This is a genomic window from Actomonas spartinae (assembly GCF_051209155.1).
Taxonomy (GTDB): domain Bacteria; phylum Verrucomicrobiota; class Verrucomicrobiia; order Opitutales; family Opitutaceae; genus Actomonas.
The window spans coordinates 1,865,537-1,885,857 of record NZ_JBPJGB010000001.1 but is presented as its reverse complement, the minus strand read 5'-3'; the positions used below and the strand labels follow the sequence as shown (position 1 = coordinate 1,885,857).

At 65.7% G+C, this 20,321-nt stretch carries 11 protein-coding genes; 4 read left to right on the top strand and 7 right to left on the bottom strand.

Going from position 1 to position 20,321, the window contains the following annotated elements:
* Positions 1-254 precede the first annotated feature (254 nt).
* Positions 255-728 carry a hypothetical protein gene (locus AC0MRV_RS07615; RefSeq protein ID WP_472763847.1) on the top strand — a complete coding sequence of 158 codons (474 nt, stop codon included), beginning with the start codon at positions 255-257 and terminating at the stop codon, positions 726-728.
* Positions 729-825: 97 nt separating this feature from the next.
* Here the strand turns inward: AC0MRV_RS07615 and AC0MRV_RS07610 are convergent, their stop codons facing one another.
* Positions 826-1,716: a phosphotransferase gene (locus AC0MRV_RS07610; protein WP_472763846.1), complete on the bottom strand. Its 891-nt coding sequence runs from the start codon at positions 1,714-1,716 to the stop codon at positions 826-828.
* A gap of 25 nt (positions 1,717-1,741) precedes the next feature.
* Positions 1,742-2,674 carry an MBL fold metallo-hydrolase gene (locus tag AC0MRV_RS07605; protein WP_472763845.1) on the bottom strand — a complete coding sequence of 311 codons (933 nt, stop codon included), beginning with the start codon at positions 2,672-2,674 and terminating at the stop codon, positions 1,742-1,744.
* A gap of 288 nt (positions 2,675-2,962) precedes the next feature.
* Here AC0MRV_RS07605 and AC0MRV_RS07600 point away from each other — a divergent pair, with 288 nt between their 5' ends.
* A complete protein-coding gene (locus AC0MRV_RS07600) occupies positions 2,963-4,117 on the top strand; it encodes a glycoside hydrolase family 5 protein (protein ID WP_472763844.1) in 1,155 nt (384 codons plus the stop codon).
* Positions 4,118-4,342: 225 nt separating this feature from the next.
* On the opposite strand, the gene AC0MRV_RS07595 is transcribed toward AC0MRV_RS07600, so the two are convergent.
* Both AC0MRV_RS07595 and AC0MRV_RS07590 read right to left on the bottom strand, forming a co-directional pair.
* Positions 4,343-7,147 carry a glycoside hydrolase family 2 TIM barrel-domain containing protein gene (locus tag AC0MRV_RS07595; RefSeq protein ID WP_472763843.1) on the bottom strand — a complete coding sequence of 935 codons (2,805 nt, stop codon included), beginning with the start codon at positions 7,145-7,147 and terminating at the stop codon, positions 4,343-4,345.
* Between the two features lie 24 nt (positions 7,148-7,171).
* Positions 7,172-8,857 carry an alpha-L-fucosidase gene (locus AC0MRV_RS07590; RefSeq protein ID WP_472763842.1) on the bottom strand — a complete coding sequence of 562 codons (1,686 nt, stop codon included), beginning with the start codon at positions 8,855-8,857 and terminating at the stop codon, positions 7,172-7,174.
* A 268-nt stretch (positions 8,858-9,125) separates the two neighbouring features.
* On the opposite strand from AC0MRV_RS07590, the gene AC0MRV_RS07585 reads away from it, so the two are divergent.
* Both AC0MRV_RS07585 and AC0MRV_RS07580 read left to right on the top strand, forming a co-directional pair.
* A complete protein-coding gene (locus AC0MRV_RS07585; RefSeq protein WP_472763841.1) occupies positions 9,126-12,176 on the top strand; it encodes a sensor histidine kinase in 3,051 nt (1,016 codons plus the stop codon).
* 16 nt (positions 12,177-12,192) lie between these two features.
* Positions 12,193-12,891: a response regulator gene (locus AC0MRV_RS07580; RefSeq protein WP_472763840.1), complete on the top strand. Its 699-nt coding sequence runs from the start codon at positions 12,193-12,195 to the stop codon at positions 12,889-12,891.
* Positions 12,892-13,023: 132 nt separating this feature from the next.
* Here AC0MRV_RS07580 and AC0MRV_RS07575 read toward each other — a convergent pair whose 3' ends face one another.
* From AC0MRV_RS07575 to AC0MRV_RS07565, 3 genes are all read right to left on the bottom strand, one after another.
* Complete coding sequence (locus tag AC0MRV_RS07575; protein ID WP_472763839.1) at positions 13,024-14,958, bottom strand: sialate O-acetylesterase; 1,935 nt, start codon at positions 14,956-14,958, stop codon at positions 13,024-13,026.
* A 316-nt stretch (positions 14,959-15,274) separates the two neighbouring features.
* A complete protein-coding gene (locus AC0MRV_RS07570) occupies positions 15,275-17,539 on the bottom strand; it encodes a cellulase family glycosylhydrolase (RefSeq protein WP_472763838.1) in 2,265 nt (754 codons plus the stop codon).
* Positions 17,540-17,661: 122 nt separating this feature from the next.
* Entirely contained in the window at positions 17,662-20,217 is a 2,556-nt protein-coding gene (locus AC0MRV_RS07565) for a non-reducing end alpha-L-arabinofuranosidase family hydrolase (protein WP_472763837.1), read from the bottom strand.
* Between the last annotated feature and the right edge of the window lie 104 nt (positions 20,218-20,321).

Here is a 20,321-nt window from a genome sequence, read left to right as displayed (position 1 = left end):
AGCTGTGGACGGAGCGAGGTCAACGACCGCGAAACCGATCCTGAACCTACGCCGGCAAGATCACCCGTATACCGTTTTCGGGCCCTTTCGTGGGTTTCGTGGGCAACCCGTTCCGTGTTTTCCGGGTGGTCCGTGGGCTATTGAAAAGACGCTACCTCGGTAGTTTCGTTCGAGCCGCTGAATCGCACACTGCGTTGCCCGCTTACAAACCCAGCCGCGGAACACCGATCCCACCCGCGCTGTCTTTCCTCACCATGCCCCGCTCTTCCCTTCCTCGTCTGGCTGCTTTCTTCGCAATGGTCGCTTGGCTCGGCCTCGGTTTCGGTTGTTCCACCTCCCCCCGTGACGTTGCGCTGTCGGCTTCGATTCGGCTGCCGTCTTCTGAAGCCGGCGCCCAACTGACCCGCGTCGAGATCCTCGAGATCAACGGCAAACCGCAGGCGCCACACGGTGCTCTGCGCTCCCTCGACCTTGTGCGAGGCCATCACGAAATCGTGCTTCGCGTGACCCGCAGCGGCCACGCCAACGGCTACGTGGCCCAGGGCACGCTGAACCTCTACTTGGAACCCGGGCACCACTACGAACTGCTGCCGCGACAGGAGGGTGGATCCGTGTCCTTGATCGTGCGCGACCGCACTCCCGGCGTCGCCGCCGAAAACCGCGATCAACGCTTTCCAGCCACGCTCGAAGGTCGCATCGTTCGCTCGACCCAACCGACCGCGAGCTGAACGGTTTCCCGCCCGATGTCCACTCGGACCCCTTCAAGATCACCGAAGGGGGCAGGAGGTTTCCACTCAACCGAGGTAAGCGACGGTCAATGGCCCTCTACACCAGGCTCACCAGTCCGCGCTTGAGGCGGTCGAGCACCGAATAGGCGAAGCCGAGATAACCGGGCCCGGGATCCGGTCGGTTTTGCTCGAGCGCGGTGTGCAGAAGGGCCCAGCCAATCTCGCGGATCATGCAGACGAACTTCATATCGTGCAGCGTGCGGAGGCGCGCGTCATCGACGGCGCCGAAGTAGGTCTTCAACAACGCGTCGTCCGCCGCCGTATCGAGGCCGCAGGAGAAGGAGACCGTGGCGAGGTCGAACCAGATATCGCCCCGGCCCGACAACTCCCAGTCGATGAGCTGCAGCTTGCCCGCCCCGTCCTCCAGCAGGTTGTGGGTGAAGGGGTCGTTGTGACAGGTGTGCCGCATGAAACCGGGATCGGTCTGCCGTTCGGCTTCGATGCGGTCCATCTCCGCCATGAACCCACGCAGGTCCGCCGGACAGGCCAGCCCGAGGTCGGCGATGCCACGCAGATACCCCCGTGTCAGCGAAAAGGGCGTGCTCGTGCGCGGACCGGTGTAGGGCAGTTGATGCACCCGCTTCAGCAGGTCGGTGATCCGCGCCAGTGTGCCCGCATCGTGGGCGTCGGCCACCGTCAGCGTGCGCCCGTCGATGAAGTCGCTGATCAATACGTTAGCGCCGTCGCCCGCCTCCAGCACCGCCGGCGCGAGGCCGTGCGCGGCGGCGAGCCGCATCACCGCAACTTCCTCCGCAAAGTCCAAACCGAGGTAGCGGTTCTGGTCGCCGTTGATCCGCAGCGCATAGGCCCGGCCATCGACGGTGACTTTGTGCACCACGTTGGAGTAACCGCCGCTCAACGGTTCATGGCGGATCGCGCCCGCGCCCCGCCAGGCGGGCACCTGCCGGATCAGCGTGCCGAGGTCCATGCCGATTGGCGTATCGACGCCGCCACTACTCTGCCATGAAGGCTTCGGCGTCGGCCTTGTTCCAGGTGATGGTGGCCTCGCCGTAGCCGAAGTTGGTGTTCAGGTAGGGGCCAAAGGTCACCCGCTCCTCGCTCGCGCGACCGGCCTTGATTTCGCCAATCAGGGTCTGCATGTCCGCGATGTATTGGAAGGTGAGCTTCTCCTTCTCGCGCTTCTGCCAGTAGTGCCCGCCAAAGACCAGGAGCTCATCGGCATCGATGTCACTGGCCGGGTTGTGGATGGTGGCGATCAGCTCGTCGATGCTGCTGCGGTATTTCGCAAAGCCATCGGCGGAGAAGATCCAGACGCCGCCACCCGAGCCAATCGCGTCGCCGGTGAAGACCAGGTTCGCACCGCGCAGAAAATACACGGTCGAGTGCTTGGTGTGCCCGGGCAGCTTGAGGGAATCGATCACCACGCCGCCGCCGAGGTCCAGGGACGGTTGATCGGCGATGTCGGTGGTGCGCTCGGCCGGAAATGGATTTTTCTCCGCAAATTCCGCGAGCTGAATCCAGAAGGTGACGTCGGGGTTATCCTTGAACGCCGGCAACATGCCGGTGTGGTCGCCGTGCACGTGCGTGAGGCCAATGGTGAGCGGCCGGTCGCCGATTTCCTCCCGCACCGCCTGCTGCAAAGACGGAACCGCAGTGTCGTCCCAGGTGATGAAGTTCGACAAGTCGATCAGCAGGGCCCGCTCCGCACCAACGATGAGATACATGTCGGAGCAATTGTTGTAGCCCGTGACCTCGCCGGCCTCGTCATAGTGCAGCCCCGACGGGTTGGTGTGGTTGGCGTCCTCGATGCGCGTCACGCCCGGCGCGATCGGATGCAGCGTGTAGGGCCCCACCTCTCGCGGGGCGGATTCGGCGCGGAGAACTCCGGCGAACAAAAGGAGGAAACAAAGGACGGTCTTTTTCATGGGGTTCAGTATGGGGCCGGGGAAGCAACAGCACCCAAGCGTGCATCGCGACAGGCACCGTGTCACGGCACCGGTCGAATTTTCCAGGAGGGCCAAATCCAAACCGACCTGAGGTCGAATGGAAAGCAGGGCTTTTTTCAGCAGAAAACGAATCCCCCCCCAGCCATGCCTGCTCCCTTACCGTCGTTCCATTCTGCGGAAGGAAAAGCGCGTTGCCTCCCGGTCGCATCACCACCTCCCCCTACCTTCCCGATTGAACCCCCTTCCGCCGCGGCTCATGCTCGGCCCATGTATCCCCGTCTGTTTCGCTGCGGCCGCTTGTTGGCGGCCTTGACCCTGATCGGCGCTGCTGTGCTCAGCAACGCCCGCGCCGTGACCAATCCGGCGGGTTTTGAAATCCGTCGGGGCATCAACCTCAGCCACTGGTTGTCCCAGGACTTCGGCTGGACCCCGCGCGAGATCTTCATCACCGAAAACGACCTCAAGTTCATCGCCAGCTGCGGCTTTGACCACGTGCGCCTGCCCATTGACGAAAAGGAGCTGTGGGCCGAGGACGGCGCGCCCATTGAGTCCGCGTTTGGCGTCCTTCGCCAAGGCATCGAGTGGGCCCTCGCCCACGATCTGCGCGTCATCGTCGACCTGCACACCGTGCGCGCCCACCACTTCAACGCCGTCAACGAAGGTGGCCCCGCCAACACCCTCTGGAGCGACCCCGCCGCGCAGAAACGCTTCCTTGCGCTATGGGCCCAGCTCTCGCAACGCCTGCGTCAATTCCCGGTCGATGCCGTCGCCTACGAGATCATGAACGAGCCCGTGGCCGACGACCACGAGGACTGGAACCGTCTCATCAACGCGGCCCACCAACTCATCCGCGCCGACGAACCCAACCGCGTGCTCATCTTCGGCTCCAATCTCTGGCAGATTCCTTCCACCCTGCCCTTCCTCAAAGTCCCCGCGGGCGACAAAAACATCATCCTGAGCACGCACACCTACTCGCCCTTGCTCTTCACCCACTACCTCGCCGACTGGACGCCGCTCAAAGTTTACACCGGCCCCGTCAACTACCCCGGCCGGGTCGTCGACCGCGCGACGCTCGACCGCCTGCTCGAAGGCGCCCCGCAGAACTTCGCCGATGTCGCCGCCAACGCCGCCGACGACTGGGGACCGGAACGCCTGCGCGAGGAACTCGCTCCCGCCATCGCCCGCGCCCGCGAACTCGGACTCCAGCTCTACTGCGGCGAGTTCGGTTGCCTGCCCACCGTCCCTCGCGCCGACCGCCTCGCCTACTACCGCGACATCATCACGGTGTTCGAAGACGCCGGCATGGCCTGGGCCAACTGGGAATACAAAGGCGACTTCGGCATCTTCGAGTGGTTCCGCGAGCAGACCCGAATCGGCGCCCCCGACGTCGAACTGATCGACACCCTCATGCACCGTCGTTGAGCCGTAACCGCGGGCCGATCTGGTAAACGCTCTTTTCTTAAGGAGTGGGTCACGGAGGCCACGGAGGTGAGCACAGCGTTCACCGCGCGCGGTTTACGAAGCAGATCATGAACTGAGTAAGTTCATCCACTGGATGAACGTCCGTCCTCCTCGAAATGCTGCGTAAATCTCTGTGCAATTCCGGATTGCCGCGGTCCTCTCTGTGACGAACCGCGTTTTTCGGATTTATTCCGACTCCAGTGACTCACCGAATCGGAAATACACGGTCGCCTGATAGGTGCGGCCGTGGCGCGGCACCATGTTCTTCCCGCCCGCCGGGCCGTGGACGTCCGCGGGATGGAGCTTGGTGCCGATCGGCGTGATGCCATGGAAAAAGGACAGGTCGCCGGGCGGAAACGGCACACGCGTGTAATGCGGATTCTGCGATGGATCCTCCGGTTGATCGGGCGTGAAGACCCGCAGAAAAAGATCCTCCGCATCGACCACCATGGTGATGGGACCTTCGGTCGTCGCCAGGCGCGCCCAGCGCACGCCGGCGTGGAAACCTTTGAACTCGGGATATTCCCAGGAGAGTCCGGTCATCGTGTCGTTGAAGTCCTTCTCCCATACCCCGAACTGCGGTCCTTTGCGGCGGTTCTTCCACACTCGATAGGGCCCCCGACCCAGCCAGCGCAACGCCGTGACGTTGTCCTCCGGATAGTCGAAGGTGACCCCGAGGTAGTCGCTCTCGGCGTGGGGCGGAAAATGATAGCGGTAGTCGAGCTGCAGCCAGCCACTCGGATGCAGGCGCCAGGTGACCTCGCGCAGGTTGCCTTCGTAGGTGGCCTTCACCGCATGGGCGTCGCCGTCCGGCGCGTGCTGCAGGTCCACCAGTCGTGATTCTCCGGATACAATCCGCGGGCCGCCGGCGAGCGAATAGGTCTGGCCGTTTCGAACCGCGGACACCAGCTCACCCGAGGTTCGGTCGAGGATGACTTCAAGGTCTCCAACGCCAAGGATGATGCGCTCGTTGTCATCGCGAGCCGTCACGCGTCCGGCCCCGTCGCTCGCCACGATGCGTCGGGCGATCGCACCGGCATCGGCGATCATCCAGGTCCAGGTAAAGATCTCGTCGCCCCGCGGATCGATCGCCGTCAGGCGCAGTCCGTCCCGCTCGGCCCAGCTTGCCGGCAGCGCCAGTTCCAGTTCGCCCACGCTTCCCGGCGCCACCGATGGACCCGCCAACGCGCCCGCCGCGATCACCTGCGTCTGCTCGGCGGCGGCCTCCGGCCCCGCGTAGTCGACCAGTTGCCACTCGAAGCGGACCTGACTGAGGTCGGTGAAATCATAACGGTTGTGCACCCGCAACCGGCCCGCGAAGGACGAACGCAACCGCGACATTTCGCCCTCCTCGATGTAGACGGGTGACCAGATCTGTTGGATGGCGAAATAACTGCCCTCCTTTTCGCGGAACGGCCCCAGGATGCCGTCCGGCGCCGAATTGCCCGCGACATCGACCCGGCCGTCCTGATCCTGCCGCACGATGCCTTCGTCGGCAAAGGCCCACAGAAAGCCGCCGGCCGACAGCGGATTTTGCAGCATGAGGTTCCACCAATCCTCGAGCCCGGCCGCGCTGCCGCCATCGTAGAGGCCGTGGAGAAACTCCGTCGGCATGAAGACATCGCTGCCGTGAAAGAACCAATCGGCCCCCAGGTCATACTGCTCGTAGTGGGAGGTGTTGATGCCGTTGAAATTCTGCCAGGGATGAATGACCGGCCGTGCTTGCAGATCTTCCTGCGCGTAGGTCGGAAGCAACGCCGGATTGCTGCCGCCCTCATTGCCGTTGGCCCAGATCACCACCGAGGGATGGTTCACGTCACGCCGGATCAATTCCCGCACAAGGGGCCGGCCGGGTTCGGTGGCATAGGCATCCTGCCAGCCAGCGAGTTCATCGATCACATACAGGCCGAGTTCGTCCGCCGTTTCGAGGAAGTGGCGGTCCGGCGGGTAATGCGACATGCGGACGGCGTTCATATTCATGCCGCGGATGAGCTGCACGTCCTGCACGCTGAGTTCGCGGCTCGTGGTCCGACCAGAGGTCGGCCAGATCGAGTGCCGGTTCACGCCCTTCAATCGAATCTTGCGACCATTGACATAAAACCCGTCACCGGGCCGCAGTTCGACCGTGCGGAAGCCGATGGTCTCCTCCACACGGTGCAACACCCCCATTGGCGATTCGAGACGGACGCCCAGACGGTAGCGATGCGGCCATTCCGCCGACCATGGCTCCACGCCTTCAATCGTGGTCGATAGCGTCGCCTCCTCCTGGCCCGCCACCACCTCGACCGTGAAAGGCGCACCGACCGGGTCTCCATCCAAAGTCTCCACGTGGCCGACCAGGCGCGCGTCGGCCCGCAGTCCGGCCAGATGAACCCGCGCCACCAAGGCGCCGGTGTGGCGCGCGTCGACATCGAGTCGCACAATGCGCTGGGCCGGACGCGCCTCCAGCCACACCGGCCGGAAGATGCCGCCGAAGAGCCAGTAGTCCGCCCGCCGCTCGGCGAGATTGATCGATGTGTCCGAGGAATACTTACGCACGGTCACCTCGAGCAGATTGTCCTGCCCGAACTTCAGCAGGTCGCTGATGTCGTGGCGGAATTCGTAGAATCCGCCCTGGTGGACCGGACCGGCGAGTTCGCCGTTGATCCGCACCTCGGTGTCGGTCATCGCCGCCCCGAAAACGATGTCCACGGCCCGGCCGCGCCACGCGTCCGGCACGGTGAACCGATGGCGATACCAGCCGGTGTGATCCGGCGCTTCCGATCCCGCCTCCCAGTCACTCCAGTAGCGGTGGGTGCCGAATCCCTGCATCTCCCAGTTGGACGGAACGGGAATGGTCGTCCATTCGCCCGCGCGGCGTCCGCCGCTGACCTTGAACTCCCACTCCACCGTATCGTTATTCCCACTACCACTCAGCGGCAGGGTTTCGGTTTCTTGGGCGACGGCAAAGGCGCAGGTCAGCGCCAGTAATCCGAGCAGACTTGGCTTCATCGGGGTGCAGTCACTGGAACCGGGTCAGCGGGCGACCGCGATCGCGAACACGATCGCAATGTCGTTGGGAATCGTCCGCGGCGCCTCGATCACGAGGGCCTCGGCGGTGCGCGACCAAACGGGTTGTTCGTCGCTGCCCAGCAGCGTGAGGGCGGCAATCTCACCATCGAGCAGTCCGGCGTTCGTGCCCATCGACTGGATACGAATGGTGCCGGTGGGCGCGCCCATCACAAAGGCGTAGACGGTGTCGCCCTGGCGGGTGAAACGGATGTCCGCGGCGGTGAGTTCACTCTTCTGCCCCTCGTTGAAACCGGGACCCTGCAGCGGTTTCACGTTGGCCAGCTGCGGTCCTTCGCCGAGGACCTTCCAGGGGCGGGTGCCGTGAATGGCCTCCTGGTTGATCTGCATCCAGTCGGCGATGCCTTCGACGATCGCAATCGCAAGTTCGTCGGGAGTGCCGTCGCCGCGCAACGGGATGTTGAGCAGCAGGCTGCCGTTCTTGCTGACCACATCGATGAGCGTGTGCACGACGGTTCGGGCGCTCTTGTAGCCGTGGTTGTCGTAGATGCCGCGATCGTAGTGCCAACTGCCGATACAGGTGTCGGTTTGCCAGGGTTCGGGCTCGATCACATTGCTCTGGCCGCGCTCGATGTCCCACACCATGCACCGGCGCTGGTCGGGTTGGAGGATCTTGCCGAAGAGCACACCGTCATTGCCCATCCGCGCCTGGTTGCGGTTGTAGAAATGGGCCGCGATCTTGAGGCCCGCGTCGCTGATCGGCCAGAGCGGCAGGGCCGTATCGTCGAAGTAAAGGAGGTCCGGGTCGTAGCGGTTGATCAGGTCGATGGTGCGGTTGTAGAACTTTTCGCAATACGCTTGGTCGGGCGGCGTGAGCGGCGCCTGCCACTCCCAGACCTGATGGATCGTCTTGGGGTCCTCGAACCCGGGCACCGGCGTGTGACGTTGTTCGTAGAGATCCTGCGGATCCAGTCCCTCCCACCAGGTGCCCGCGCCGTCGGCCGCGGTGAGTTTCCCATCATAGGGCACGCCGGCCAGAGCGCCCTTTTGGTCCGCCCCTTGCGAGGGCTCATACCAGCTCCAGGCGTGGGACGCGTGCACACTCAGGCCGAACTTGAGACCATGCGCCCGCGCGGCCCGGGCCCAGCCCGCAACCAGGTCCTTTTTCGGACCGACCCGGACGGAGTTCCACGGTTGATATTTCGAATCCCAGAGGTCGAGGTTGTCGTGGTGATTGGCGAGGGCGAAGAAGTATTGCGCGCCGGCCCGCTGATAGAGCGCCATGAGCTTTTCCGGATCCCAGCGCTCCGCCTGCCAAGCGTGAATGACCTCTTTGAATCCCGCCTCCGACGGATGGCCATACCGCTCGCGATGGGAAGCGGTGACGTTGGCGCCCCACAAGGGACCGTCCTCCAGATAAAGGTGCCGCGCATACCAGTCACCCCGCTCCGGCTCACACTGCGGTCCCCAATGGGCCCAGATGCCAAACTTGGCGTCGCGGAACCACGCGGGCACTTCGTATTGCTGCAGCGATGCCCAGGTCGGCTCGAAACGGCCCGTCGCCATGGGTTCAACGGAGGTATCAACAATCACCGTCGGCACAGCGTCGCTCGGGATCGAGGCAAACACGGTCGAAGCCAGCGGTATCAGCGCAAGGCACGTGCGCAGGAAGGGCATGGAGGGGGTCATCATGTCAAGGGGTGTCGGGGGCTTGCGCAGACCGGAGGTCTGCCGGTTGGAGAGCGAGAAATCCATGCACTGCAGCGCAGAGAGCGTCCCGGCGCGACCCGCAATGCCGGCGTGACCTGTCCCGAAATCTCGCGACGTGCCGAGCGGCGGTTCGTGCGTTATCCTGCGCGGGCGAGCCGTGGCTCCAATCTTGCCGCCATGCTGGTGCGCTCGCTACGATTCCCATCCCGTCGTCTCCGGCCGTCCGGTGGTCGCCGGCGGTGTTCCCTCCATGCCCCTGGTCCTTCGTCATCTCGCCTGCCTGAGCCTCGCCATCTTGCTCGTCTCGCCCGCCGCCGGCGCCGAGACCGCGCTGGCCGAGGGCTACGCGCTGCGGATCTGGCGCACCGAGGACGGTCTTCCTCAGAACCTGGTGACCGCGGCGCTGCAGACCCGCGACGGCTACCTGTGGTTCGGCACGACCAGCGGTCTCGCCCGCTTCGACGGCGATCGTTTCGTGGTCTTCGACTCGGCCAATACCCCGGAAATTCAGGACCGGCGAATATCGCGCCTGTTTGAGGACGCCGTCGGCAACCTCTGGATCGGCCAGGAAGCGGGCGGCATCGCGCGGCTCCGCGAGGGTCGCTTCGAGCAGCGGGTGACGCCGTCCGGCCTGGGCGTGGAGAAAATCATCGGTCTGGGCAGCGACGACGCCGGCAAGGTCTGGGCCATGCACGAAAACGGGGCGGTTAGCTGCCTCGACAACGGCCTCGTCCTGCCTTCGCAGATCGCCGGCGAGCCCCCCGGCATCATGAACTGGTCGCACAGCGCCGACGGCCGCATCTACCTGATCGAAAACAACCGGGCCTGGCAATTGGCGGACGACCAACTGACGGCGCTCGAACTTCCCGACCCGCACTATCACGACTGGGTCGGCGGCATCGCCGCGGCGGCCGATGGCGGGGTTTGGGTGCTTTACGACGGCTTCATCCGCAAACTCGCCGGCGGACGCTGGACAGAGAACCGCGGCGCCTATCCCTGGCCGCCCGCCACCATCGCGCAATGCCTCGAGTTGCGCGACGGCACCCTCGCCGTGGGCACGATCAGAGCCGGATTGTATCTGATTTTTGGTGACGGCCGCCCGCCCGCCCGCTTCGACCACACCAACGGGCTGCCGCAGGACTGGGTGCGCTTTCTCTACGAGGACCGCGAGGGCACGCTGTGGGTCGGCGCGGGCAGTGCCGGCCTGGTGTCGATTCACCCCAGCGCGTTCAGCACCCTCGAGTCGCCCGACCAGTGGGAGCGTTGCAGCACGCTTGCCCTCGCCCCCGGCGCGGACAACGCCCTGTGGATCGGCACCGACGGCGCCGGGCTTTACCGCCATGCGTCCGGTCGCTGGAACCACTACGGGCCGGACGACGGGCTGAGCAACCCCTACATTTCCGCGGTCGCCGAGGGGCCCGATGGGGCGGTGTGGGCCGGCAACTATTGGTGGGGCGGCCCCTATCGGCTGGAGGGAGACGCATTTGTGCGGCCGCCGGGAGTGCTCGAAACGACGAGTCCCGTGGTCGGCCTCATGGCCCAGACCGACACCGGGGAGCTGTTGGTCGGCCATCGCGATGGGCTGACCGTGCTGCGCGACGACGGCCTGCACCGGATCCTCCCCTCCCCCGGCGGCAGCGGCGACGACGTCAGCGCCATCGCCGCGGATATCACGGGCGCACTGTGGTGCGGTTTTTCCCACGGCGGACTCGCCCGGTTTGCCAACGGCGAAGTGACCTTTTTCCGCCGCGAAGATGGCGTGGGCAGCAACTCCATTCAGAGCCTCCACGCCGACCCGGATGGCAGCGTGTGGATCGGCACCGCCGACAACGGTTTGACGCGTTTCCGGGACGGTCACTTCGTCAACCTCGGCGTGCGGCACGGCCTCGCCGACAGTGCCGTTTGTCACGTGCTGGAGGACGACCGCGGCTTCCTCTGGTTGAGCACCCATCACGGGATTCAACGCGTGGCCAAGGCGGACTTGAACCGCTGCGCCGACGGGCTCAGCCCGACCTTTCCCAGCCAGGTTTTCGATCGCAGTGACGGCCTGCCCGTGGCCGAATTTCTGGGCGGGCGCCAGGGCGCCGGATGCCGCACCACGGATGGCCGTCTGTGGTTTGCCAGCAGTGCCGGACCGGTGGCGGTTGATCCGACCCGCATCCAATCCAACCCCTTGCCACCGCCGGTCGTCTTCGAAGCGCTGGTCGTCGACGGCCAGACGGTGACCACGGCCGGCGGGCTGCTGCCGACGGACCTGCCGCCCGATCACGGGCGCCTGGAATTTCGGTTCAGCGCCCTGAGTTTCGTCGCCCCCGACAAGGTGCGTTTCAAATACCGCCTCGAGGGTTTCGACAAGGATTGGGTGGATGGCGGCAGCAACCGTTTTGCGCCCTACAGCCGCCTGCCCGCCGGGCACTACCGCTTTCGCGTCATCGCCTGCAACAACGACGGCGTCTGGAACAACGTCGGCGCAGACTTGGCGTTCACCGTCACGCCCTTCTTCTGGGAAACCTGGTGGTTCCTCGGCCTCGGCGGTCTCGGCGGGGCCGCCGCCGTCGCCGGTCTCGCGCGGTTCGTCACCCGTCGACGGATGCAGCGACAGATCGAACGCATGGAACGCCAACACGAGATCGAACGGGAGCGCGCCCGCATCGCCCAGGATATCCACGACGACGTCGGCGCCAGTCTTTCCCGTATCGCCATGCTCAGTCAGCCCGCGCGCGGCGACCTCACCGAGCCCGGCCGCACCGCGGCGATGTTGTCCAACATCTACGCCACCGCCCGCGAGGTGACCCGTTCCCTCGATGAGATCGTGTGGGCCGTCGATCCGCGGCACGACACGCTCGACAGCCTCGTCGACTACATGTGCCGCTACGCGCAGGGCTTCCTCGCCCCGGCCGAGCTGCGCTGCCGGCTCGATGTGCCGGTGGAGGTCCCGGCCTGGCCGCTCACCGCCGAAATCCGCCACCACCTCTTCCTCGCCTTCAAGGAGGCGCTCAACAACGTCGCCAAACACGCCGCGGCCCGCGAGGTGCGGGTGACCTTTGAACTGCACGGCGACCGGGCCTTCGCCTTGACGGTGCGTGACGATGGCCACGGCTTCGACCCCACGGCCGCAAATTCCGCCCAACCCGATCGCATCGCCGCCGGCAACGGTCTGTCCAACCTGGCCGCGCGCCTGGCCCGCATTGGCGGCCGGGTCGACCTCACCAGCGCGCCCGGCGCCGGCACGAGCGTGACCTTCGTGGTGCCCGTGCCCGAGGCGGCTTCTCCCGTCCGACCTCCGCCCGCGATTCACTGACCCTCCCCCTTTCATCGTGAAAACAGAATCCCCCCAGTCCTCCACCGCCCAGCCACCCGCCACCATCACCGCCATGGTGGTGGAAGACGACAACTCGGTTCGCGGCATTCTCACCAACTGGTTGAACGAAGCCGAGAGCTTCACCTGCGCCGGCGTCTTTTCGGATGTCGAAAGAGCCCTGCCCCGCATCGCCGAAGTCGGCCCCGATGTGGTGCTGGCTGACATCAACCTCCCCGGCCTCAGTGGCATCGAATGCGTGCGCCAGCTCAAACCGCAGCTTCCCGCCACCCAGTTTGTCATGCTCACCGTGTATGAAGATTCCAACCACATCTTCGAGGCGCTCTCGGCCGGCGCGACCGGTTATCTGGTGAAGACAACCTCGCGCGAAGCCTTGATCGCCGCCCTGCGCGAAGTCCACGAAGGCGGTTCGCCCATGAGCAGCAACATCGCGCGCAAAGTGGTCCAATCGCTGCAACGGCCGAGCCCGGGCAAGTGCCCGACCGACGCCCTTTCCAACCGGGAGAACGAGGTGCTCACCCTCCTCGCCCAAGGTTACCTCTACAAGGAAATCGCCGACGTCATCGGCATCAGCTACCAAACGGTGAACACCTACGTGCGCCGCATTTACGAGAAGCTGCACGTGCACTCGCGCGCCCAGGCCGTGGCGCTGGTCGCCAATCTGCCGCCCTCGATGACCGCGCGCCGCCGCGACTGATCGCGCGGCATTAAAAGGCCGCCGGTCGATTCGGCAGATGACTGTAGCCGGGGTCGGTGACCCCGGTGATTGCGGCGGAAAGGCTCCTGCACCGGGGGCACCGCCCCCGGCTACAGTCTGATTCCAGTCGCCTTAAAACACCGGATCGGTCGCAAACGGCGACGCGGGCAGGCCGGCGGCGTTGTAGAGATTGCCCGCCGCCACGTTGGCCCAGCCGTAGCGCACCGCCACCGGCCCCGCCACCTCGGGTGCGGTCACTTCAACGGTGTCGCCCACGATTTTTGCGCGCGCCGGATGAAACATGCCGTCTGCCCCCGCCAGCCTGAACCCAAACAGTTCGCCGCCGCGGGCGACCAGTCCGCCGCCGACGTGGCTGAAGCTCAGGATCGCGCGATCGCCCTCGACCCGCAACGCCTGGTAGAGCGGGCCGGAATACGGAATGTCCTCGCCATAAGCCAAAGCCCGCGCCGCCAGCGCAAGGCGTTCGCCCACCGGCCGCTTGTTGGCCGGGTGAATGTCCTCGGCATCGCCGACGTCGATCGTCACGGCCATGGCGGAGTTGGGTATCCGGTCGAGCGAGAGACGCTGCGCTTCCCGGATCTCCGGCGGCATCTCCCGGAACGGCGCGATCTGCACATAAAGGAACGGAAAATCGCCCTGCCCCCAGGCTCGCCGCCAGTCGGCCACCATGGTCGGAAAGAGCCGTTGGTAGAGCTCGGCCTGCGGCGCATTGGCCTCGCCCTGATACCAGATCACCCCGCGCATCGCGTAGGGCACGAGCGGCGCGATCATGCCGTTGTAGAGGGTGGTAGGGACCCCGGGACCAACGCCGGGATCAAACGGAGTGGGCGGCGCTTCGCGAGCGGCCACGGTGGACTGGTAGCGCCACGCGCCGGCCAAGGCCAGCGACTGATCCTCGCCCTCCCCCCACGTAAGCCGCAGCGCCTCCTGGCCCCAGATGCCGCCGCCTCCGCCGGTGTCGAGCACCCGCACGGCGATGACATTGCGCCCCGGCCGCAGGAGCCCGCGAGCGAGGCGGTAAACGCGTGCTTCGTTCCATACTCTGCCCCCGCCCACGACGTGGCCGTTGACCCAAGTGGTGTCCAGATCGTCGATCGCACCCAAGTGAAGTTCGGCTTCGCGCGGAGTCCAATCGGCCGGCAGGTCGATTTCGCGCCGAAACCAGACCACGCCATCAAAGCCCGGCAAACCCGCGTTCTCCCACAGCGTCGGCAGGGACATGGTGGGCCACGTTCCACTATCGAGCCCGGCGCCCGTCCACGGAGGATTTGCCCGCGAGCCACGATCGTTCTGCCGAAACCAATCGGCGAGTTCCCGTTCATAAGCCGCCCTGGCCCGCTTGGGATCCCGCCGAACCTGCTCCACCCGGGCGGCGATGGCGTTGAACTCCGGCAGCTGAGCGATGCCCTCCGTGCTGGTCCAGGCCTCCGCCGGCGTGCCGCCCCAAGCCGCGTGAATCAACCCGATCGGCGTGCCCCGCGCGAGGTGCAGGGCCTGGCCGAAGAAATAGCCCACCGCCGAAAACCGCGTCACCGTTTCCGGGGTGCAGACCAGCCACTCGCCACCCACGTCCGTCTGCGGGTCCAGGGCCGTGCGCTGCTCGACCCCGAAGTGACGGATGAGCGGATAGTCGGCCGCGGCCGCCTCCGCCTCCCAGTCGGTGATTGGCGGCTGCCATTCCCGCAGGCCGAGCTGACGCTCCATGTTGGACTGGCCGCTGCAGACCCAGACTTCGCCAATCAGCACGTCGGTGAACTCGAGCCGGTTGCGAGCCGCGATGGTGAGCGTATGCGGTCCGCCGACCGGTAGCGGATCCAACCGCACGCTCCAGCGACCGTCACGCGCGACGGTGGTTGCACGTTGGCCGGCCAGTGTGACGGTCACCTGTTCACCATCATCGGCCGTGCCCCAGACGGGAATCGGCATGCCCTGCTGCAGCACGGCATGATCGCGGAAGAGCGGCGCCGGCACGACCTCGGCGCGCGCGGAGCCCAGGCAGGTCACGACCGCCAACCCAAGGTAACGGAAAACGGGGAAGCGTAACATAAAGGCAAATGGAGGCACCGGCCGACAAGCCGGTGCCTCCCTCATAACATACCTCCTAGACATGGAAACCTGCGGTCTTCGCTGCGACCATCGGACTCCAAAGGGACCACAACAAAAAATCCGCCGTTCGCCCGGTTGCGATGCGGAGAGGCCGGTGTGACCCCACGGTCGCACCCCGGATCGAACGGCGGAAAGTTGCGCAAATCGTATTCAAATCTTGATGACAGAGGAGTTGAGCCGGCATCATAACCGATTTCAGCCGCCAGCGATTGTCGCCAAAATTCATGACAGTTCCGCGCGGCGGGGAATGCGCCGTTCACGGCACCAGATACACCTCCAGCAGAGCGATCCCGGTGCTGTCGCCAACGCCCCGCAACACGACGGAGTAGGCGCCGGCGGGCACGGTGGCCAACAGCACCGCGTCGCGCGACTGGTCCGGCAAGGGGAACGCCCCCACCGCGGCGCCCACCGCCTTGATCTCCGCCACATCGGTCCCCTGGCCCCAGTCATCGTTGGTCGCCAGGACCTGCCCGTCCTTCACCAGCGTCATGTGCGGGTCCGGGAGCACGCCGTCGACATCATAGTCCGCGAGGGTCGGGCCGACCGCCCGCACCAGCAGACGCCGCGTGCCGTCACCGCGCAGCACCAAGCCGGGAATGAGCACCTCGTCACCCGTGCCGACGCGCGCGCTGGTCGAAACGTTCAGGAGCGTCCCGCCGGAGGGGCCGCTCGTCACATCGTAAAACTCCACCAACGCCACCCCGGTGCCATTTTCGGCGCCGGTGGCCCGGGCCGAGTAGAGCCCGGGTTCCAGCGTCACCTGCAACGCGGCGTCGCGGCTGCCCGCGTTGAGCGCAAAGGCCCCCACGCCAGCCGAGGTCGCGGCGATCACCGCCGAATCGGCGGCATCCTCCCAGTTGTCGTTCGAGCTCAGGATCGCTCCCTGCTGACGGTAGACGGCCAGCTGCGGATCGGCCAGCACACCGCCGACGTGGTAGGGCGCGGCGCCGATGGTCGGGCCCACCGCCCGAATAAGAAAATCGCGCGGTGAGTCCCCGCCCACCACAAAACCGAGTGCGAGCGCCTGTTCGCCCGCGCCGACCACGCCGCGCGTCGCCATGTTGACCGGCGAAAGGCCCGAGCCCGGCGTCGCCATGACAAGGTTGAGTTTTTGCCGACCGAGCAATTCGGCGCCAGCCGTGACCGTGATGGTGGCTTGGACCACGGTGCCAGCGGCGCCGCCCGGCGGCGTGCCGCTGATCGTGCCCGTGGTCGCGTCGAGGCTCGCCCAGTCCGGTAGGCCGACAGCGCTGTAGGTGAGTCCACTTTCGACCCAACTGCCGGTGGGCATCCATGTGCCGGCCTGGCCGACCGTGAAGGGCGCCCAGCCATACTCGGGCACGACGGAGGCGACCTCCTCGAGTTCCCCCGACGGCAACAAGGCGGGACCGCCGGTGAGGGCGCGAGCGGCATCCGGATCAATCAGCGGAGCCGACGCTTGCGAGCGGTCGAACAGCCACATGGTGTTGCGTCCGGTCCCGCCGGCGTCCCAGTAGATCGGCTTGATGCCGAGGGCGTTCGCCTTCCTCGTGATCGTCTTGTAATAGTAGGTTCGTGAGGCGAGGTGTCGGACCAGCTCCGTCCCCGTAAGGTCCGAATACCCCGTGCGCTTCATGGCTCCCCATTCGCCGAGGATCACCGGGATTCCCTTGCTGGTGAACTTGTCCGCCATCTTCTGAAACTGCTCGTCGGTGTAGTCCTCCTCGCCCCAAGTGGAATTGCGGTCGGTCATCGTGGGGGAGTGATAGCCCTGGCCCCAGAAGTAGAACATTTTGCCCCAGGACGCATCGGCGTCCATGATGCTCCATTGAAAGGGATAGTGATGGACCTCGACCATGAGCCGGCCGGGGGTGGTGTCCGACGGCAGCGTGTTCACCATGTCGTAGGTGACATCGATGTTGGTATTGGGTCCCTGAATCGCGAGCCAGCGCGTGCTATTGTTGCCGCCGGTGGCGCGGACGGCATCGATGAACGTCTGATAGTAGTCCATCAACGTCGCCACCTCCGCAGCCGTATGGGCGGGCGGCTCGTTCGCTCCAGCGAAAACCAGGTGCTCGTCATAGTCGCTGAACGCTTTGGAGATCTGCGTCCAATAGCTGTTCATCTTCTGTGTGACCACCGGATCAGGCGTATCTCCGATATTTTCGTCGAGCCATCCGCCGTCCCAATGGCAGTTGACGATAACGTATAGGTTCCTCGCGTAGCACCAATCGACCACCTCTTTGACGCGCGCCATGAAGGCGGGATCGATCTGGAGGGTCGACTGATCGGCGTGGGTGTCCCACGCGCAGGGAATGCGGATAACGTTGAAGCCGGCGTCGGCCACGTTGTTAATCAGCGCCTGCGTGGCCGTCGGCCCCCAGGCGCCAGGGTTCGGCAGGGCTTCGTGGTCGTTGCCGAGATTCCACCCGTAGGTCGGCGTCGGCAGCTGGGCGAAGGCGCCAAACGGAATTAAGAGGAAGCCCGAAATCGCGACGGTCGCGAACAGGCCACGGGCACGGCGGAGAAGTGTGGTATTCAAGATGGAAAAGGGAAAAGGGGTTGAGGATGGGTGGACCGGCGGCTGGACCGCATGAACGCAAGGCGCCAAGCCTAGCCGGATCGAAGGGACAGAGCTTGTCCCGAAAACTCGGGACAAGGCCGTCACGGAACGGCGACCGGCGTGATCCGGTAGAGCATCACGTCGTGGCCCGGGACAGTGACCTCGAGCACGCCCTCGACCGGCGCGATGTCCTGCTGACGCCAGACGTCGCGGATGCGGGGCGCGGCGCCGAGCCCGAGCTGCGTGACGTTCACCGGCAGGCGTTGCGGATTTTCGCCGCGGTTGAAGTAACCGACCGCGACGCTCCCGTCCTCGAGCTCCTTGCGGTAGACCTCGATCGCGCCCGGCGTCGCGACGCGGTGCGCGGAGCGGCCGAGGGCATCCTGGTTGATGGCGAGCACTTCGTCATTGGTGAGGAGGTTCAGCGTGAAAGGATCGAGGCGCTCGAGATCGCAGCCGATGAGCAGCGGGGAGGCGAGCATGGCCCAGAGGCTGATGTGGGAATATTGCTCCGCCGGCGTCAGGCGGGTCGGGTGCAGGTTGGGACCCCACCCCACCCAACCGACGACGAGCATGTCGGGATCGTTCCAGTGGCCCGGACCACCGTGCGGCACCCAGCGGTCCTGATTGAAACCGATCTCGGTGACGGAGTTCTGCCACCACTCAGGCGCGGGCGGTGCCCAGACATCGACGATGTCGCCGGTGGTGCGCCAGGCGTTGGCATACTGCGAGAGCTCGGCGATGTCCTCGAACGGCGCGGCATTGGACAGGCTGAAGACGATGTCCCGACCGGTGGCGCGCAGGGCTGCGGCCATGGCCTTGGTGTGCGGCACGTCGTTGGGATTCCAGTCGTATTTCAGGTAATCAAAGCCCCACTCGGCCCATTGCGCGGCGTCATTTGCCTCAAAGGTGTAGGCGCCGAGGCGATGATTGGCCTGGTAGTGGTCGTAGCCCTCGATCCGCGTCCACGAGCCGTCCGGCGCATCGCTGGCACCGCCGCGAAAACCGGCGTAGGTGGTGACCCAAGGCGACGAGTAGATGCCGGCCTTGAGACCCAGGGCGTGGATCTCGTCGCAGAGCTGCTTCATGTCGGGGAATTTCTCGTTGCCGAGGATCGCGAAGTGCGGACCGCCGCGTTCGCCCTGCCAGGTGTCGTCGATGTTAACGTAGGTCCAGCCGTGGTTCGCCAAGCCGGACGAAACGAGCGCGCGGGCCGAGCGCAGCACCTTGTCCTGATCGACCGATCCGGCCCAGGAATTCCAACTGTTCCAGCCCAGCGGCGGCGTGAGGGCGATCTTGTCGCCCACCACGATGCGAAACGGCTTTTCAGCCTCGCCAAGCGCGTTGCTGGCGCGAAACACCACGTGGTGCTCACCGGGCGCGGCGAGGCGACCGGTGATGCGGCCGGTCGCCGCGTCGACAGCGAGGCCGGCAGGCAGGTCATCCACCGCGTAGGTCATCGGCCGCTCGCCGGTCACCGGAATGGTGTAGAGGAACGGGGAGCCGGGACGGACGCCAAAGATCGTCGGGCCGTTGATGCGCGGCGTCGCCGGCGGCGGCGGCGTGCGGATGTCGGCCATCGCCGCCGACGCCGGGGTCACGCTCCGGACGAAGTCCGCCGACCCCAGCAGGGCCAGGCTGTAGGGAAGTTGTGAATACTCCGGCACCGCGCGGCCCACCGGCAGGCCCTGGTAGAGGAAGCGCAGGTTGGCGGGATCGATCGTCATGGTCTCGTCGACTCCCTCGCGCAGGAGCTCGCCGTGACTGATGCCGTCGGTCCAGCGTTCGCCGCCGCCCGGCGCGCTCACGTTGGCGTTGCCGGCGAAGGGCGCGACCTCGGTGTCCGCGCCCGGCAGGGGTTGCCACTCGCCGTCGAGCCGGTCGGCGGTGAAGGCGCGGTAGTAACGGCTGCCGTTCTCCCGGCCGATGCACTCGACGAGGCAGAGGTATTGGTTCGTGTCCTTCAGCTTATAGACGCACGAGCCTTCAAAGAGGTCGGCGGCGTTGGGCTCCTGCAGCACGACGACCGGCTCATCAAAGCCGCGGGGAAAATCGATTAGTCGGGTGCGGCTGCGATAGAAGCGGCCGTGGTCGTCGGGGAAAAACAAATACGCGTGGGTGTCGTCGCAGATGATCCAGTAATCGAGCCAGCCCTCGACCACGCTCGCCGGCGTGCCAGCGAAGAAGTCCTGCGGCTCGCTCCAGGACAGAGGATCCGACAGGTCGTCGGTCGTGGAGAAACGGGGCTGCTGGGACTGGAAGATCAGATACCACTTCTGCTGAGGGCGGAAGTAGAAGACCTGCGGCGCGCAGTTGTAGCCATCGAAGGCCGGGTTCTGGTCGAGATGAAAAATCTCGGCGCGGTCGGCCTCGGCCCAGGACGCGAAGTTGAAATAGGCCATGCGCCATTCGCCGCTCGTATCGGCGGTGGTGGTGAAGACGTGCCAGCGCCCGTCGTGGCGCACGACCGTAGGATCTTTCACCGAAACGATGGGGTGTCGGTCATCGGCGACGGCTGACAGAACCGGGGCGGACGTGATCCACTGGCGCGGCGCGAACGCCGGGTGCGACTCGGCGACGGCACGGGCGGTCGGAGCCAGGGCGAGAACGGCCGCCAGCTGGACGCGGCGACGGAGAGGGAGGAAACGATCGAACATAAGGGGAGGTTTAAGGGGCGGGAACTCCCCCACCCTAACACGCTCCGGTCAGCGGCGCGCGTCCCCAAAACGCGCGACAGACGAGCGGAGGAAGGACTGTGAGC